The organism is Streptacidiphilus sp. EB103A (genome assembly GCF_041261405.1).
Taxonomy (GTDB): Bacteria; Actinomycetota; Actinomycetes; order Streptomycetales; family Streptomycetaceae; genus Streptacidiphilus.
The window spans coordinates 356,229-372,297 of record NZ_JBGCAQ010000002.1 but is presented as its reverse complement, the minus strand read 5'-3'; the positions used below and the strand labels follow the sequence as shown (position 1 = coordinate 372,297).

Sequence of the window (16,069 nt, the reverse complement as noted above, 5' to 3'; positions counted from 1 at the left end):
CATCGTGGACTGGCCGGCGGTCAGCCGGTGCGCCGGCGCAGGGTGGCCGCGCCGAGGGCGAGGGCCAGCAGGACGCAGCCCGCGACCACGGCGAGGTCCACGAGCACCGCCGCGCCGACGCCGGTCTCGGTGGTCAGCCTGGTCATCGCGTCCACGGCGTAGGACATGGGCAGCGCGTCGGAGATCGCGTGGAGCACCGCGTTCATCGAGTCGCGTGCGGCGAAGAGCCCGCAGAGCAGGAGTTGCGGCAGCAGGAAGGCGGGGAGGAACTGCACGGCCTGGAATTCGGTGGCGGCGAAGGCCGAGACCAGCAGGCCGAGGGCGGTGCCGAGCAGGCCGTCCGCGAGCGCCACCGTGAACAGCAGCCAGGAGGGGCCGGCGATGTGCAGGCCGAGCAGCCCGATGGTGAGGCCGAAGGCAGCCGCGGCCTGGACCAGGGCGACCAGGCCGAAGGCGAGGGCGTAGCCGAACAGCAGGTCGGCCTTGGCCAGCGGCATGGTGAGCAGCCGCTCCAAGGTGCCGCTGGTGCGTTCGCGCAGCGTGGCGACGCTGGTGACCAGGAACATCACGATCATCGGGAAGACGCCGAGCAGCGGCGCGCCGATCCGGTCGAACACCTGCGGTTCGCCGTCGAAGACGTACTTCAGCAGGACGATCAGGACGCAGGGGACCACCAGGAGCAGCGCGACCGTGCGCGGGTCGTGGCGGAGCTGGGTGAGGACCCGGCGGGCGGTGGCCAGGGTGCGGTGCAGGCTCATCGCGACACCTCCGCGGTCGCGCCGACCAGGTGCAGGAAGGCGGACTCCACATCCGTCGTACCGGTGGCGGTGAGCAGCGCCCCGGGAGACTCGTCGGCCAGCAGCCGGCCCTCGCGCATGAGCAGCAGCCGGGTGCAGCGGTTGGCCTCGTCCATGACATGACTGCTGATCAGCAGGGTGGCGCCGGCCGCGGCGAGTCGGTGGAACAGGGCCCAGAGGTCCTGCCGCAGCACCGGATCGAGGCCGACCGTGGGCTCGTCCAGGATCAGCAGTTCGGGGGCGCCCAGCAGGGCGGCGGCAAGCGAGACCCGGGCCCGCTCCCCGCCGGAGAGGCTGGCGACGCCCTGGCGGACGCGCTCGCCGAGGCCGACCAGTTCGGCGACCCGGGCCGGATCGGTCCTGGGCGCGCCGAGGACGTCGGCGAAGTAGCGGAGGTTCTCGCCGACGGTGAGGTCGGTGTAGACGGAGGGCGCCTGGGTGACGTAGCCGACCCGGGAGCGCAGTGCGGCGCTGCCGGCCGGCTGCCCGAGCACGGTCACCGACCCGGCGGTGGTGCGCTGGACGCCCACGACGGAGCGCAGCAGCGTGGTCTTGCCGCAGCCGCTGGGGCCGAGCAGTCCGGTGACGGACCCGGCCGGGACCTGGAGGTCCAGGTCGTGCAGCACAGTACGGCCACCGCGGACCACCCGCAGGCCGCTCACGGCGACGGCGACGGCCTCCGCGGGGGCGCCGCCCTTCAAATTCATCATGCGTTGAGTTTCAGTCCGCAGCTGTGCCGCTGTCAAGGCAGCGCGGACGTCAGTCGCCGACCAGGTACCGCTGGATGGTGGGGGCCAGCATCGGCACGAGTGCCTCGGCCGGGACCGAGGCGATCGGTTCGGCGGCGATCACATAGCGCGCCATCGCCAGCCCGACGATCTGGGAGACCGCCAGCTCCACCCGCAGCTCAGGATCGGGTACGTCCAGCTCCGCCGCGATCCTCCCCACCAGCTCCCTGACCAGGAATCCACGGAGCATCGCGGCGACCTCCTCGCTTCCGGCCGCACTACGCAGCAGCGCCAGCAGGCGGTCGCGCACCGCCGGGTCCTCCCAGAGCGTCAGCACGAAGCGGGCGATCCGCTCCCCGACCTGGGCGCGCTCCCCGGCGACGATCTGCTCGACCACCGCCCCGGGGTCCACCGGGAAGTCCAGCACTGCGAGGAACAGCCGGTCCTTGGTCCCGAAGTAGTGGTGCAGCAGGGCAGGGTCCACCCCGGCCGCCCGCGCGATCCCGCGCATGCTCGCCTTCTCGTACCCGTGCGCCGCGAACTCCGACCGCGCCGCGGCCAGCACCACCGCCTTGGTGTCCGCCTGGCCGGGCCGCCGCCCCACCCTCCGCGGAGCGGAAGGCGCCATGGCGTCACTGACTCGGGAACGGTCGTCTGCGGTCACCGTCGCATTATCCGCTCACCAGGTCGACTTGCGGTGTCGATTCGGGGCCGGGCTGTTCGTATAGGGGGTGAGAGGTCGGCAGGCGCCGACGGAACAGCCAAGGAGGACACCATGAAGCAGTACCTGCTCAGCGTCGTGCAGCCGGTCGGAGACGAACTGCCCGCGCCCGAGGTCCTGGCGGAGATCATGCGGGACCTGGAGGTCTTCCATCAGGAGCTGCGGGCCGCCGGGGCGTGGGTGTTCGCCGGCGGGCTGCACTCCCCCAGCACGGCTACCGTGGTCAGGGTGAAGGACGGGGACGTGCTCATGACCGACGGCCCGTTCGCCGAGGGCAAGGAATGCCTCGGTGGGATCTGCATCGTCAACGCGCCCGATCTGGACGCCGCCCTGGAGTGGGGCCGCAAGGCCGCGCGGGCGACCACCCTGCCGATCGAGGTGCGGCCGTTCCAGGGTGAAGTGGAGAACTGAATGACCGGCGTGCCGAGCCTGGCCGCCCCGGACGTCGAGCGCGTCTTCCGCCAGGAGTACGGCCGGTCCATCGCCGTCCTGATCCGTGTCTTCGGTGACATCGACCTCGCCGAGGACGCGGTCCAGGACGCCTTCGCCATCGCCCTGGACCGATGGGGGGAGGCCGGGGTTCCCCCGAGCCCGGCAGGGTGGATCATCACCACCGCGCGCAACCGGGCGATCGACCGCCTGCGCCGGGAGAGCTCCCGTCAGGCTCGGCACGACCAGGCCGCTCTGCTGTACACCCGTGACGAACCGGCCGAGGAGGGCCCCGTGCGCGACGAACGGCTTCGGCTGATCTTCACCTGCTGCCACCCGGCGCTCGCCGCCGGCGCCCAGGTCGCGCTCACGCTCCGGCTGCTGGGCGGCCTCACCACCGCGGAGATCGCCCGCGCCTTTCTGGTGCCCGAACCAACGATGGCCCAGCGGCTGGTCCGGGCCAAGGGCAAGATCCGCGAAGCCGGGATCCCCTACCGGGTTCCCTACGAGGCGGACCTGCCCGAGCGCCTGCGCGCCGTACTCGCCGTCGTCTACCTGATCTTCAACGAGGGCTACGCGGCAGGATCCGGCGAACAACTGCTCCGCGAGGACCTCGTCACGGAGGCCGTCCGACTGGGACGACTCCTCGTCGAACTGATGCCCGACGAGCCGGAGGCCCTGGGACTGCTCGCCCTGATGCTGCTCGCCCAGTCACGCACGGCCGCCCGTACCACTCCCGACGGAGAGCTCGTGGTGCTCGCCGACCAGGACCGCACCCGGTGGGATCGCGACCTCGTCGCCGAGGGGCAGGCCATCGTCCGGCAATGCCTGCGGCGCAACCAGCCGGGTCCCTATCAGATCCAGGCGGCGATCAACGCCGTGCACAGTGACGCGCACACCGAGGCCGCCACGGACTGGGGCCAGATCCTGCGGCTGTACGACCAATTGCTGGTGGTCGCCCCCAGCCCGATCGTGGCCCTGAACCGCGCGGTCGCCGTCGCGGAGGTGGACGGACCGCAGCGGGCACTCGCCCTCGTCGACGACCTCGCCCCCGGTCTCGACGCCTACCACGTGTTCCATGCCATCCGCGCCGACCTGCTGCGACGCCTGGGCCGAAGCCCCGAGGCGGCGCTGGCCTACGAGGCCGCGATCACCCACACGGAGAACACGGCCGAGCGCAGATTCCTTGAACGCCGCCGCCGTGGAGCTTGACTCCGGGCACCGCCGGCGCGTCAGACGGCGAAGGCATCGCGGTGGTCTTGCACCCAGATGTCGAAGCCGTGGGGCGGGCGTCCCAGGACGCGTTCCACATCACCGGTCAGGACAGCGCTGTGTCCTGACCGGATGAACTCGAGGCCGTCGATGACGACATCGACGAAGGAGGCGTTCATGCCGGACGCAAGCATCTGCTCGCGGGCCACGTCGAGGGGCACTTCGACGGTCCTGACCGCGCGTCCGAGCACCTGGCCGAGCCGTACGGCCCGGTCGGGGACGCTCAGCAGCTCAGGGCCGGTCAAGGTGTAGGCCTGGCCTTCGTGTCCGTCCGAGATGAGGGTCTCCACCGCGACCGCAGCCACGTCACGCGGGTCGACGACGCCCAGGGTGCCGACGCCCGTCATGTTCGGGACTGGATCGCCCGCACGAATCGGATCGGCCCACCTCAGCGTGTTGGAAGCGAACTCCGCTGGTCGCAGTAGCGTCCAGGCCATGCCACTCGCCTGCACAGCCTGCTCCCCCGGACGGTGCCAGGCCCCGACTCTGGCACTGCCGGTCTCACCGCTCCCGATGGACGAAACCTTCACCACCCTGCTGACGCCCGCATCTCGAGCCGGGCCGAGCATCGCCTGGTCGTGAAGCGAAACCGACGGCCCGGGCGCGCTCAGCAGGAACAGCGCCGTGGCTCCGCCCACCGACTGTTCCAGGGAAGACGGTTCGTCGAAGTCGCCTCGGACCACCTCGACGCCGGCAGGCACTCCTGCCCGGTTCGGGCTCCGTATCATGGCACGGACCTGCTCGCCCTTCGCTGCCAGGAGCCGGACTACTTCTCCGCCGATGGTGCCGCTGGCACCCGTAACCAGGATCATGTCGACCACGATGCCGACGCGAGGCCGCAGTCTCTAGGAAGTTTCGGCACCGCTGTGCTCGGGGCGCCGCGCCCCGGGGCCGCCTATCGTAGAGCCGTGAACGCCAGGAACGAGAGCGCATGGACTCCGTCGGCATCCCTGCGACCGTGGATCGCCGATATCAGCGTCCGGGCCATCGCTTCTGCCGATCAGCAGACCCTCACTCATGCGCCTGACAGCGCCACCGTGCTGGTGTTCCGCACGACGACCGCTCGACGCAGCGATCTCCTGGCCGTCGGACCACGCACCCGCGCCTCGTATCACACCGGCAAAGACGTGCCGTTCTGCGTCAGGGTCCGTATCCGACCCGGCCGCGCCCGGCCGATCCTGGGGGTGCCCGTCAGCCAGCTTGCCGACCGGGTCGTCCCGCTCGGCGAGCTGTGGGGCGAATCCGGCGACCGCCTGGCATGTGAGCTCGCCGATCTCGGCTCCGACCCCGAGCTCGTCCTCAAGCACCTCCAGGCAGAACTGCTGGCCCGTCTCACCGCTCAGACACCCGGCGACCTGTCGCGAACCGACCTCCTCCACGCAGCGACCCAGGCCCTGACGACGCACGCCCATCACCGACCCGAGCGGGTAGGGGCCCTCGCCGAGCGACTTTCCATCAGCGAACGCCACCTGCGCAATCTCTTCGCCGACGGCGTCGGACTCTCCCCCAAACACCTCGCCCGGATTGAGCGTGTGCGACGTGTGCTCGCGCGACCCGGCCGGCGAAACTTGGCGCAACTGGCCGCCGAAACGGGCTACTACGACCAGTCGCACATGACGGCCGAGTTCCACGGCTTCATGGGAGCACCTCCCCAGGCGTTCCACGCGGGCCGACTCCCCGCAGCCCAGCCGTGCTGACACCGTCAGTTTTCGGTGCTTGCTAGCGCCTGGTATCAATGTATAGCTACGATGGCGGCATGGCGAAGCAGACGAACATCAGACTGGACGACCAGCTGAAGGCAGCAGCCGAGGAGCGCGCGTCCCGGCGGGGGCTGAGTCTTCAGGGCTACGTGGCGGACCTGATCGAGCAGGACGTGAACGGCTCCCGCGCGGCGTTCATGGCCGGCGCCCAGGCGTTCATCGCCGCCTACGCCGACCAGTTCGAGGCGGAGTACGGCGAGGACCGGTACCCGGGTCTGCCGGAGCGTCCCGCTGCGGAGAACGCCGCGTGAACCTGAAGATCGACTTGGCCTGGATCCTGGCGGTGGCCCAGCAGATCCCCGGCGACCCGCAGGTCGTCGACTACGGGGTGCCGGTGGCGGCCGAGGCGCGGCACCGGGCGGAGATCCTCGACCACGAGGTCTACCCCGAACCGCACCACAAGGCGGCGGCGCTGCTGTGCGAGCTGGCGCGGAATCCGAGCCTGGAGGTCCGCAACCTGCTGTTCGCGGCGACCGTCACCGCCGCGTACCTGACCGCGTGCAGCCTACCGGTCAGCCCCGGCCTGGACACCGTCCTCCCGCTCGCCCGGGCCGCGCGGGACGGGCTGCCGGTGCGGGAGGTCGCGGCGCAGCTGAAGACCTGGACGAGCTGAGCGGTACCAGGACCGCTGTCCGGCCACCGGCTCGAAGGCCGGTGGCCGGACAGTCAGTCAATCAGTAGCCGAACTGCTGGATCTGTGCGTCGCCGGGGCCGTAGGTCCAGCCGGTTCGGGTCGTCGGATCGAGCTGGATGGCGTTGTCGGCGCCGCCGTGGCCACCGATGGTGAAACCGGTCAGGGTACGGAGCACCGTACCCGTCGTCAGGTCCACGACGAGCAGTCGGCCGGTGGAGTTGTTGTCCGGGACCCACATCCCCGCACCGAAGTACGCGGTGCCCGCCGGTGTCGCGTAGGAGACCACGGCGATCTTGTGGGTGCCGTCCACGGCGAACCCGGCCGGCTTGCCGAGCCGTACCGTGATTCCGGCGCCGGCTGCGCCGGTGGTCTCGTCGATCGAGCTGATGACACCGGTGGGGACGATGTTCACGCTGGGTTCCGTGGCCGAGAGGTTGTAGAGGCTGCCCGCGCCGTCCGAGGCGATGCCGTGGCTGCACTGCGAGGTGAAGCCGGCTGCCGTCACCGTCCGGGCAGCGAGGTCGACTCGGGCCACGGTGACGCCGCCGAGGCAGTTGAAGGGTCCGGCGGCCTTGGCCAGCAGGACGTCGCCCGAGGAGGGGTCGACGCTCAGCAGGCCGTAGCTCCCGGCCGGTACGCCGGTCGAGTCGGCGGGGATGGGGGCGCTGGTGCTTGCGTCGGCGAGATCGACCGGCAGCACGAGGTCGGCCTTGGCGGCGTCGTGCAGCAGCAGCGCGCCCCGCTCGTGGACCGGGTCCACCCGTCCGGTGAGGTAGGTGTTGTCGGCGGGCAGCGTGGTGGCGCCGAGGAGTGTGTCGGTGGCGGTGTTCCAGGTCTCCACCCGTACCGCGGTGCCGGGGACGGTGCGGTGCACCAGCAGGACCCGGCCGGCCGCGACGCCGACCACCGTGTAGCCGGAACCGGCGGCCGGGTCCGCGGTGATGACGGCTCCGTAGTGGCCGGTGACGGTCGAGTAGTGCCGGACCTCGGTGCCGCCGGAGGCGGTGGTGAGGGCCGCCACGGAGTCGCCCCCGGCTGCGGCGAAGCTCAGCACCGTCGAGCCGTCAGGGGCGGGTCCGTCGTCGAAGACCAGTGTGGACAGCGGTGAAGCCTGGCCCACGACGCGCCCGTTGCGGTCCAGGGCGAGCACCCGCACCCCATAGCTGTCGGAACCGGTCAGGCCCAGCGCCACCGGGTCCAGTCGGACCGATCCCGATCGTCCGGTCAGCACGCGGTGGACGACCGAGGGGCTGTTCACCGTGTCGTTGTCCAGGGCGGTGCCGTTGGCGTTGGTGAACGTGTTGAGCGAGCCGTGGAGGGTGGGGGCCGGCGCGGAGAGCTCCACCTCGGCGGCGCGTGCCCCGGCCACGGACCGTACGTCGTAGTGCAGTTCGAACTGCGGGGTGGCGCGGGTGACCTCGGCCGTGTGGCCCTCGACGCCGTTCGCCCCGGTGAGGGTCGGTGCGGCCGGGCGGTCCGCCGCGGAGCCGCCGGCCACCCGGACCGGCGCGAACTCCCCGTACACCACCCGGGTGGGGATGCCGCCGAAGCCGGCCTGGGCGATGCCGATTCCGTAGATCCCGCCGCCGTCGAAGGCATCGGCCGGAATGGTGACCGTGCCCTTGAGGGAGGTCAGCGGCTGGTGCCAGGCCGCGGTGAAGATGGGCGCGAGCACCGGGTTCCAGTGACCGACGGTGGACAGGACGAGCTGCGGCGACGAGGTCTTCGCCACCCCGGTCAGGTCGTAGTCCACGGTGACCGGCTGCCCGGCCCTGACGGTCGCCGGCGCCTTGGGCGCGGCGGCCTCGGCATAGCCGCCGTCGCTGGGACCGATCGCCAGGGTACGGGTGGCGGTGGCGCGGGTGCGGCCGTCGACCACGACCCGGTAGCTGACGGTGAGGTTCCGGTCCGCGGTGGCGGTGACCGGGAGCCCGGCGGCGGTGAGGAGTTGGGTCGGCGTCACCCGGATCGCGGGCGTGCCGGATCGGAACGCCCTGGAGCCGACGGTGAGGGTGTACTGGGCGCGGCCGGTCACGCCGGTGACGTCGCCGGCGAAGGTGACCGGACCGACCAGGCCCTCGCCGGTGCCGCCCGAGGCGCGGTCGCCGAGGTCGATGCGGTTCGGGTCGGTGGTCTCCAGGAACGCGCCGCCCAGGTCGCCGATGGTGACGCGGTGGGCCACGGACAGCCGGACCAGCGCGGGTGCGCCGGTGTTCCGGCCGAGCATCTTCTGTACGGCGGCCGTGACGTCGATCTGCGGGCCGACGTGCAGGGTCCGGTCGATCTGCGCCGGGGTGGACACGCTGCGGCCGGTCTGCTCCAGGATGTCCCGGACCTGACCGGGGGTCAGCCGGTGGCCGCCGAGCCGTCCGGCCTGGAGCACCACGGCCGCGGCGGCGGCGATCTCGGGAGCGGCGGCGGAGGTACCTCCGTTGAGGGACACGTTCACGTCCTGCGGGCTGCCCTGGCCCGTGTGGGCGAAGGCGATGATGTTGTCGCTGGGCGCCGAGAGGTCCACCCGGCTGCCGAAGCCGGAGGAGAAGCTGCCGAATCCGCTGATCCGGGTCTCGGCGGTGCTGGCGTCACCGCCGGTTCCGGCGGCCAGCGTGTCGTCCAGGGTGCTGCCGCCCGCGGCTATGGCGCCGCTGTCGGGTACCAGGGAGGGCGTGGTGGACTCCGCGTCGTCGTCGATGACGGTGGCCCGGCGGGAGTCGGACGCCAGGTCGGTCGGGGTGCTGCCGCCGTCGGGGCCCACCGACGCCGGGGTGTAGAGGCGGGTGCCGTCGTTGGAGGAGATCGTCACCACGATGCCGGCGCGCACGATGGACGTGACGACCGAGCGGATGACCGGATCGTCCTCCAGGTAGCGGCCGGGGAAGCCCTCGCTGTCGGTGCCGAAGCCGAGGCTGGCGGTGATCACGTCGGGCCGCGGTGACTGACGGGCGGCGGCCAGCAGCGCGCCCGCGATCCGGTCGGTGGTCGGCTGCTCCGGCACGACCAGGCGGTAGTCGGCGCCGGGGGCGATGCCGAGCAGGTCCGTGTAGCCGCTGCCGGTCGCACCGGGGCGCTGCCGGTCGTGGGTCAGCGGCGCCATCACGCCGAAGTCCAGCATGACCTCGCCCAGGGAGGGGTCCTGGTCCTCGGTGGAGGCGGCGCCGTCCAGGCCGCCGGAGTCCTTCGCCACATAGGCCGGGATCAGCGGCATCGACGGCAGGTCGAGGTAGCGCTGTCCGCCCCGGAGCACAGTCGTGGGGCCGTTGCCCTGCACATAGGTGTCGCCGGCGTCGGCCATCGACTGGTCGGTGAGGTCGCCGATCGACACATTGGTGATGGTCTCGCCGGCGCCGGGCTGCTGACCGTAGCGGCCCTGCAGCAGCGAGAAGGCGCCGACCGCGTCCACGCCGCCCGCGTTGAGGAAGGACTGCGAGGAATTGGTGAGGGCGTCATTGGCGGGAACGGCGCCGGGCGCCGTCGCGAGCGTGCGGGGCGTCGCCTTCGGGTACGTGCTCTGCGCCGTCGACGGCAGCGGCACCGCCCCGGTGTTCATCGTGTTCACATAGCGGTCGGGCTCGGCGTAGGCGATGCCGGGCGTGCCCTGCAGGGCCCGGGCCACCGCCGCGGAGTCCCGCTGGGTGGTCTGCACGACGTAGCTGCGCTCCAGGCCGGGGACCGACTGCTGCACCAGCGGATGCAGTGAAGTGGCGCCCACCGTACGGAGCTTGGCGTCCAGGGCGGGACTGCTGGTGTGCGGGGTGCGGGCCGCCAGCCGGGTGCCCGGCAGCGGCTGGCCGGTGACCGAAGTCCCCTGGTCGAGAGTGACCAGGACCTGGCCGGGGACCACGCCCTGACGTTCCTTCACCGGCGCGGGCGCCGTCTGCCCGGCAGCGGTCGCGTCCAGGGGCGTACGCGCCGACGGGGACGCACCGCTCGCGGGCTCCGCGGCCGCGGTGGACGCCACCGCCAGAGCGAGGACGACGGCGACGCGGACCAGACTGCTGCCCGATGGGTGGACACGCGGCATGGGATACCTTCCGGGGAGGGGCAGACACAGGACAACTCCCTTGTCTCCACGTGAAGATCTCAACCGCGGCACAAGTGGCACAAGGTTGCGGCAGTGGCCTACTTGCGCCAAGTGGCGGGAGGTGGCCAGGAACGACCGGAGTGAAAATGGAACTTGACGTCCTGGGACTCAGCAAGGAAACACAACTCGTCTACACGGCCCTGGTCGGGCTGCCCCGCAGCACCGCCTCGGCACTCGCCGAGACCTGCGCGCTGTCGGTGAGCACCACCGGACGGCTGCTGTCCGGCCTGGTCAGGGACGGCCTGGCGACCAGGTCGGCGGGGCGGCCTCCACACTTCACCGCGGCCGCCCCGGACATCGCCGTCACCGCCCTGATCCAGGAACGCGAGCACCGGCTCGACGCGGCCCGTTCACTGGTGCAGCAGCTCGTCGAGACGCACCGCGAGGCCCACCGGATCAGCAGGCCGGACATCGCGGTGGAACTCCTGACGGACTGGAAGGAGATCAGCGCGGCAGTGCACCGGCTCACCACCGGTTCCCAGCAGCAGGTCCGCGCGTTCGACCGGCCCCCGTACATCGACCGCCCGGGCAGCAACCTGGAGGACCAGGTACGGCGCCGGCGCACCGGAGTGACCCACCGGGTGATCTACGACCGGGCCGCGGTGGCCTGGCCCGGGCGGCTGACCGCGGACATCCTGCCGAGCATACGAACCGGCGAACAGGCGCGGGTGCGGACCGAGTTGCCGCTCAAGCTGGTGATCCAGGACAGCCAGGCGGCGATCATCCCTTTCAGCCTCGCCCCCGGCGGCCACTCGGCGGCCTACCTCATCCACCACTCACCGATGCTCGCCGCCCTGGAGGCACTCTTCGAGGCCGAGTGGGAGCACGCCGTGCCGCTGCGGGACACCAGCCCCCTCGCCGAACGCTCCGGACAGCCCGACGCCGAGACCCGTGCGCTGCTGGTCCTGCTCACCGTGGGCAACACGGACGCGGCGATCGCCCGCACCCAGGGCTGGAGCCAGCGCACCACGCAACGCCGGATCCACCGGCTGATGACCGAACTCGGCGCCTCCACCCGCTTCCAGGCCGCCACGCTGGCCGCCCAGCGCGGCTGGCTCTGACGGGGGCCGCCTCGGTCTCGCCATCGCAACGGGTTTCCCACTGGTTCGGTGTTCGAAAAGCAGCTGCCGTGGCGTGCCCCGGTGCCGCACCATGAGAGCTGCGGCGCAGCTGGGTGGCAGGATGCCTGCGACGTCCGACTCCGGCGAACCGGAAGACCTCTGACGAACCGAAAGCACGCTGCACAGGGGGCCTTGTGATCAAGCGAAACCAGCGCCGACGGAGAAGCCGCCGCCCATCCGGGGGGAACCGGCAGCCCACCCCGAGCCCACCGGCCACAACCGGGCGTACTGAGACTGTACGCACCGGAACCGTGCGGTGGCGGGTACACGCCGGAGGCGCGGTGTACTCGGCGCCGTATGTCGCCGACGGGACCGTCTACGTCACCGGCCAGGGCCTGTGGGCCGTGGACACGGCCGACGGAACCGTCCGCTGGACCAACCCCGACGCCGGACACCTGAGTTCTCCCACCGTGGTCGGTGACACCGTCTATGTCGCGGGCTCCGGCAGGTTCTTCGCCCTCGACGCCGCCGACGGCCGGCCCCGCTGGCGCAGGCTCATGAACTGGAACTCCCACACGCAACCCGTCGTCGCGAACGGGCTGGTCCACTATGTCAACGGCAGCCGGTATCTGCGGACCGTGGACTCAGCGACCGGGCGCCGCCGCTGGCGGGTGAAGTACCGGCGCAAGCACTGGAACGATTCGGCCCCTGTGCTCGCCGACGGCACCCTGTACGCGGTCGACGACCGCGGAATCGTCCGGGCCTTCGACCCGGCCACGGGTGAGCTCCGCTGGCAGCAGTCCACCTCCGCCCGGTGGCCTGTCACCCCGCTGGTCCACGACGGCACCCTGTACCTGGCAGAGAGCCTGGGCCCAGAGGTGTACGCCCTCGACGCCGCCACCGGCGAACACCGCTGGCATGCATGGCCCAGCTCGCCGAACTTCCACAGCGTCCGCACCACGCCCGCGATCCACGGCAACACCCTGTACGTCGGCTGCGAGGACCACCGCCTGTACGCCCTGAACGCCACCACCGGGGCGACCAGATGGCACGTCAGTACCGATGGGCCTGTCAGTTCCTCCCCTGTGGTGGCCGACGGCACGGTGTACTTTGGCAGCGACGACGGCCACGTGTGGGCGGTCAGCGCGGAGAACGGCCGTGTGCGGTGGAAGGTGAGGACGGGCGGCCCGGTGGAGTCCCCGGTCGTGGCCGACGGCGTGGTCTACGTCGGCAGCAAGGACGGATACCTGTACGCGATAGAGGGGGAACCCGGCCCCCGGCAGACCGTCGACCTGGAGGATCAACGCGCCCCCGGCCAGCCCGCCTGGTAACCCGCGAGCAGGGGGATCGTGCCACTGCCGTCCAGCACTGAGACGGCGAACGGCCGGTCGAGGCGCACCGGGGCCGTCCGCAGTAGCTGCCCCGGGCCGTCAAGGTAGTCGCGGCCCGCCCAGCGCCGGTCCTCTGCGGTATCGGCCGAGAACTCGGAGGTCATGCCTTCCTCGTCGAACCGTACGAGGCAGCGCTGGACAGCCCGCTGCGCTGCCAGTTGGGGCGACACCTCGATGTCGCCCGAGAGCCGGAGACGCGGCAGCTCCAGCAGCACTGCTTCGGGGTGTCTGCTGCCGCGACTCCCGCGGATCGCCCTTCCTTGAGCGGCCGGGGCCCAGGAGGCCGATATCACCTCTGCAGGCGGGACCTGCCGGTCCTCACCAAGGGCGAAACGGACCCTGACCGGCTGTGCGGGGGGCGCTGCACCCCCGTCCCCTGCACTTGCCCGCAGTTCGACCACCGTGACCCGGCCGTGCGGCAGTGCGAGGGTCCAGGCGTCCTCGACCGGTATTTCCGCGACCATGGTGGGCACGTGATCGGTCACACCCTCCGCATCGGTGAAGGGAAGCCGCACGGCCCCAGCCGACGACTCCCCGCAGCTCCTCGCGCGTCGCCCCCTCGACGCGGGCCTCCAGGGCCGCCAGCGCCAGCCACAGACCAGCAGGCGAGCAGATCACGTCACCCCTGGCACCACGGACCGGATCGTCGAAAAGCAACTCCAGCCACAGCTCGCCCAGGGCCATGACTGCCCCGGCGCCGTCGGTTTCCGTGCGCACAACGGTCCTCCTGCCGGCAGCTCCGCGGGGAGCCGACGTCGTAGCGTGACAGTGCGTTCCAGGTGTTCCTGACGAGGTTACGGACGTTGCCCCGCCCCCGCCCCGCACTCAGGGGAGCAGCATGCACGACACCATGAGCGGGACGAGGTACAGCCCCGCCGCCGTCACACACGCGGGCCACGGCGACCGACCCCGCTGGAGCAGGGACGCGCCCCAGGCGATGACCACCACCACGGCAGCGACCAGCCCCAGCCAGGGGGTGAACGCCAGCACTCCCACATGGTCCGACTGCCCGGGGTGCCGCGCCTGGTACCCGGCGCCGACGTTTGGGGCGGCGCTGCTCAGCTCCCGAGCCGCGCCACCAAATCGTCGGTCGCAGTCTCCCAGTACGCCAAGCTCCGAACATCGGCGTACCCGATCGAGTGGTTCACGGCGACCATGTAGACGTTGTCCGACGCAGTCGTCGTCGACACCCGTGCCAGATCGGGCCGATCCGCCATCAGCCGACGCATCATCTGCGCCTTGATCGCGCGCCCGAGGCCGTGACCGCGATGCTCCTTCCGCACTGCGGTGTCCATCTGCCGAGCATGGTCGGGGTCGCCGGGCCGGATGAAGAGTTCTGTTATGCCGACGACCTCCCCGCTGTGCTCGTGGACGGCGACGACGATCCGATAGTCCTGCCCGGCCGCGGCGAACACGGCTTCTTCATCGCGGACTCGTTGCGGCGTCCAGTCAGTCTCCTCCCAGGCCAGATCCTGGGACGGGGCGTCGGCGATGGCTTTGCGGGCCTCGGCGTACGAGACGATGAACTCCTCGGGTACGGCATGCGTCCAGCCGTACAGGCGGTACCCGTCCGGCACGGAAACGTCCCACAACGCCGGATCAACGGATTCGACCTCCAACGTCTGCAACAGGTTCCGATAGGTGCAGACGAGCCCCATCGCCTCAGCGAACTGCTCGCCGTCGGACCCGCCGGTGATGTTCACCGCCAGAACGCGCGGCCTTCCCGACACCTGCAACGACGGCAGCAGAGCCCGGAGGAACGCGGTGCCGATCCCCTGGCGACGACGGTCGAGATCGACCTCGATGAAGACCATCGCCATGTCCGTGTTCTCGCGGTCCGGCAGCATCACCGTCGCGAACCCGAGGAGGCAGTCGGCCTCGCGAGCCGTCCAGAAGGTCCGCGGACCCATTCCGTCGTCCGAGGTCATCAACTCGACGGTCGCCATCAGGGACAACGGCGGGGTCCCAGGCCGGTCGACGGCGTGCATGCGGGCCCGCAACTCGGTGATGGCTTCATAGTCCGCCTCGGACGCGGAGCTCGGATCAAAGGGGGCGAACTCCACGTCGGCAGGCCTCACCACTGGACGACAAAGGTCGTCGGCCAGGATGTCGATGCCGGACCCACACGTCCAGCGAATTTCCGGCGACGCCGACGCGCAGCCCTCGCGGGCGTTCAGTATCGAGGACCTCAGGCCCAGAACTCGTCCGCGGCGGCGATGTCCTCCACGCATTCGTCGAGGTCGGTGACCTTCTCGCCGACGATGCGGAACACGATGCCGCCCGCCATGTCGAGCTTCTTGCCGGCCTGCTCGGCAGTGACCTGGTGCACGGCCATCACATGGCCCCGTCCGTCGACGAAGAGGTTGCGCAGCTCGGCCCTGAGCGTCCCGTTCGTCGCCGCGAACAGCTGGCCGTAGTAGCCGAGGACCGCGTCCAGACCCTTGAAGTCACCGGACAGCCGGTGGTTCCCGGGGACGTGGTGGGTGCAGTCGGCCGTCATGATCGTCCTGAGGGTGTCCATGTCGCCCCGCGAGAACGCTTCGTACCCCTTACGCACGAGTGCCGCGTGCGGATGTTCAGCCATGGCAATTCGCCACCTTCCAAATCGAACAGGTATGTGGCTGACGTACTCAGCCTGTCACTGCGCGAGCCGGTGGGCCACTCAGCCGCTTCGAACGCCCACGGCCACCGCCCCGACCGGCCGCCCCCGGGTGCGGGAGTCCCTGACCGCGACGACGATCGACGGTGAGCGCGGTGCGCCACGCACCGGCCGGAGATGGAGAGCGAGAGGAAGAAGCCATGAGGATGCTCTTGACGGTCCAGATGGACACCGAGCTGGCAAACAAGGCGATCAAGGACCATTCGCTGCCGACGATCATGAAGTCGGCACTGGGGGGCCTCAACCCGGAGGCCGCGTACTTCGGGGCGAAGGACGGCCTGCGCACCGGATACATCGTCTTCGACCTGAAGGACCCGTCCGACATCCCCTCCGTGGCCGAGCCGTTCTTCCAGGCGCTCGGAGCCAAGGTGACCTTCACCCCCGTGATGACCTTCGAGGACGTCCAGGCGGGCCTCCAGCGAGCCTGAGCGGGCTCGCCGGGCCCCACGGCTGTGGCCTCCTTCCGGAGTGGAAGGAGGCCACAGCCGTGCCCGGCGACTCCCCTCCCTGGACCGCGACGACTCACCGCGACGCTC

At 71.0% G+C, this 16,069-nt stretch carries 17 protein-coding genes; 8 read left to right on the top strand and 9 right to left on the bottom strand.

Going from position 1 to position 16,069, the window contains the following annotated elements; all coding sequences use genetic code 11:
* Positions 1-20: 20 nt before the first annotated feature.
* Genes ABH941_RS04610 through ABH941_RS04600 form a run of 3 tightly spaced genes read right to left on the bottom strand, consistent with a single transcriptional unit; the run spans position 21 to position 2,153 of the window.
* On the bottom strand, positions 21-758 hold the full coding sequence (locus ABH941_RS04610; protein ID WP_370127259.1) for an ABC transporter permease: 738 nt from the start codon (positions 756-758) through the stop codon (positions 21-23).
* Positions 755-1,507, bottom strand: a complete 753-nt coding sequence (locus tag ABH941_RS04605) for an ABC transporter ATP-binding protein (RefSeq protein ID WP_370127258.1) — start codon at positions 1,505-1,507, stop codon at positions 755-757. The genes ABH941_RS04610 and ABH941_RS04605 overlap by 4 nt, the downstream gene beginning before the upstream one ends.
* A 49-nt stretch (positions 1,508-1,556) precedes the next feature.
* Positions 1,557-2,153: a TetR family transcriptional regulator gene (locus tag ABH941_RS04600; protein ID WP_370127383.1), complete on the bottom strand. Its 597-nt coding sequence runs from the start codon at positions 2,151-2,153 to the stop codon at positions 1,557-1,559.
* A 147-nt stretch (positions 2,154-2,300) separates the two neighbouring features.
* Here ABH941_RS04600 and ABH941_RS04595 point away from each other — a divergent pair, with 147 nt between their 5' ends.
* Both ABH941_RS04595 and ABH941_RS04590 read left to right on the top strand, forming a co-directional pair.
* Positions 2,301-2,657 carry a YciI family protein gene (locus ABH941_RS04595; RefSeq protein WP_370127257.1) on the top strand — a complete coding sequence of 119 codons (357 nt, stop codon included), beginning with the start codon at positions 2,301-2,303 and terminating at the stop codon, positions 2,655-2,657.
* Entirely contained in the window at positions 2,658-3,887 is a 1,230-nt protein-coding gene (locus ABH941_RS04590) for an RNA polymerase sigma factor (RefSeq protein ID WP_370127256.1), read from the top strand.
* Between the two features lie 20 nt (positions 3,888-3,907).
* Here the strand turns inward: ABH941_RS04590 and ABH941_RS04585 are convergent, their stop codons facing one another.
* On the bottom strand, positions 3,908-4,759 hold the full coding sequence (locus tag ABH941_RS04585; RefSeq protein ID WP_370127255.1) for an SDR family oxidoreductase: 852 nt from the start codon (positions 4,757-4,759) through the stop codon (positions 3,908-3,910).
* Between the two features lie 96 nt (positions 4,760-4,855).
* Between ABH941_RS04585 and ABH941_RS04580 the strand changes: the two genes are divergently transcribed.
* The 3 genes from ABH941_RS04580 to ABH941_RS04570 are packed head-to-tail and all read left to right on the top strand — an operon-like array spanning position 4,856 to position 6,320.
* A complete protein-coding gene (locus ABH941_RS04580) occupies positions 4,856-5,644 on the top strand; it encodes a helix-turn-helix domain-containing protein (RefSeq protein WP_370127253.1) in 789 nt (262 codons plus the stop codon).
* Between the two features lie 59 nt (positions 5,645-5,703).
* Complete coding sequence (locus tag ABH941_RS04575; protein ID WP_208329474.1) at positions 5,704-5,958, top strand: hypothetical protein; 255 nt, start codon at positions 5,704-5,706, stop codon at positions 5,956-5,958.
* Positions 5,955-6,320, top strand: coding sequence for a hypothetical protein (locus ABH941_RS04570; RefSeq protein ID WP_370127252.1), 366 nt, complete (start codon positions 5,955-5,957; stop codon positions 6,318-6,320). Before ABH941_RS04575 ends, ABH941_RS04570 begins: the two co-directional genes overlap by 4 nt.
* Before the next feature lie 61 nt (positions 6,321-6,381).
* Here the strand turns inward: ABH941_RS04570 and ABH941_RS04565 are convergent, their stop codons facing one another.
* Positions 6,382-10,362: a S8 family serine peptidase gene (locus tag ABH941_RS04565; protein WP_370127251.1), complete on the bottom strand. Its 3,981-nt coding sequence runs from the start codon at positions 10,360-10,362 to the stop codon at positions 6,382-6,384.
* 146 nt (positions 10,363-10,508) lie between these two features.
* Here ABH941_RS04565 and ABH941_RS04560 point away from each other — a divergent pair, with 146 nt between their 5' ends.
* Complete coding sequence (locus tag ABH941_RS04560) at positions 10,509-11,483, top strand: helix-turn-helix domain-containing protein (protein ID WP_370127250.1); 975 nt, start codon at positions 10,509-10,511, stop codon at positions 11,481-11,483.
* Between the two features lie 113 nt (positions 11,484-11,596).
* On the top strand, positions 11,597-12,814 hold the full coding sequence (locus ABH941_RS04555; RefSeq protein ID WP_370127249.1) for a PQQ-binding-like beta-propeller repeat protein: 1,218 nt from the start codon (positions 11,597-11,599) through the stop codon (positions 12,812-12,814).
* Here ABH941_RS04555 and ABH941_RS04550 read toward each other — a convergent pair.
* The 4 genes from ABH941_RS04550 to ABH941_RS04535 form a co-directional block, all read right to left on the bottom strand.
* A complete protein-coding gene (locus tag ABH941_RS04550; RefSeq protein WP_370127248.1) occupies positions 12,784-13,359 on the bottom strand; it encodes a hypothetical protein in 576 nt (191 codons plus the stop codon). The two genes, ABH941_RS04555 and ABH941_RS04550, sit on opposite strands and share 31 nt — an antisense overlap.
* 340 nt (positions 13,360-13,699) lie before the next feature.
* A complete protein-coding gene (locus ABH941_RS04545; protein WP_370127247.1) occupies positions 13,700-13,864 on the bottom strand; it encodes a hypothetical protein in 165 nt (54 codons plus the stop codon).
* 68 nt (positions 13,865-13,932) lie between these two features.
* Positions 13,933-14,937, bottom strand: a complete 1,005-nt coding sequence (locus ABH941_RS04540; RefSeq protein ID WP_370127246.1) for a GNAT family N-acetyltransferase — start codon at positions 14,935-14,937, stop codon at positions 13,933-13,935.
* 125 nt (positions 14,938-15,062) lie between these two features.
* Positions 15,063-15,458, bottom strand: a complete 396-nt coding sequence (locus ABH941_RS04535; protein ID WP_370127245.1) for a nuclear transport factor 2 family protein — start codon at positions 15,456-15,458, stop codon at positions 15,063-15,065.
* Positions 15,459-15,673: 215 nt separating this feature from the next.
* On the opposite strand from ABH941_RS04535, the gene ABH941_RS04530 reads away from it, so the two are divergent.
* Complete coding sequence (locus ABH941_RS04530) at positions 15,674-15,961, top strand: DUF3303 family protein (protein ID WP_370127244.1); 288 nt, start codon at positions 15,674-15,676, stop codon at positions 15,959-15,961.
* The last annotated feature ends 108 nt before the right edge of the window (positions 15,962-16,069 follow it).

Excerpts from the sequence above, each read along its gene's own strand:
- ABH941_RS04575 (WP_208329474.1), top strand. The coding sequence starts at position 5,704 with ATGGCGAAGCAGACGAACATCAGACTGGACGACCAGCTGAAGGCAGCA.
- ABH941_RS04590 (WP_370127256.1), top strand. The coding sequence starts at position 2,658 with ATGACCGGCGTGCCGAGCCTGGCCGCCCCGGACGTCGAGCGCGTCTTC.
- ABH941_RS04535 (WP_370127245.1), bottom strand. The coding sequence starts at position 15,458 with ATGGCTGAACATCCGCACGCGGCACTCGTGCGTAAGGGGTACGAAGCG.
- ABH941_RS04595 (WP_370127257.1), top strand. The coding sequence starts at position 2,301 with ATGAAGCAGTACCTGCTCAGCGTCGTGCAGCCGGTCGGAGACGAACTG.
- ABH941_RS04605 (WP_370127258.1), bottom strand. The coding sequence starts at position 1,507 with ATGATGAATTTGAAGGGCGGCGCCCCCGCGGAGGCCGTCGCCGTCGCC.
- ABH941_RS04610 (WP_370127259.1), bottom strand. The coding sequence starts at position 758 with ATGAGCCTGCACCGCACCCTGGCCACCGCCCGCCGGGTCCTCACCCAG.
- ABH941_RS04585 (WP_370127255.1), bottom strand. The coding sequence starts at position 4,759 with ATGATCCTGGTTACGGGTGCCAGCGGCACCATCGGCGGAGAAGTAGTC.
- ABH941_RS04565 (WP_370127251.1), bottom strand. The coding sequence starts at position 10,362 with ATGCCGCGTGTCCACCCATCGGGCAGCAGTCTGGTCCGCGTCGCCGTC.
- ABH941_RS04600 (WP_370127383.1), bottom strand. The coding sequence starts at position 2,153 with ATGGCGCCTTCCGCTCCGCGGAGGGTGGGGCGGCGGCCCGGCCAGGCG.
- ABH941_RS04560 (WP_370127250.1), top strand. The coding sequence starts at position 10,509 with ATGGAACTTGACGTCCTGGGACTCAGCAAGGAAACACAACTCGTCTAC.
- ABH941_RS04530 (WP_370127244.1), top strand. The coding sequence starts at position 15,674 with ATGAGGATGCTCTTGACGGTCCAGATGGACACCGAGCTGGCAAACAAG.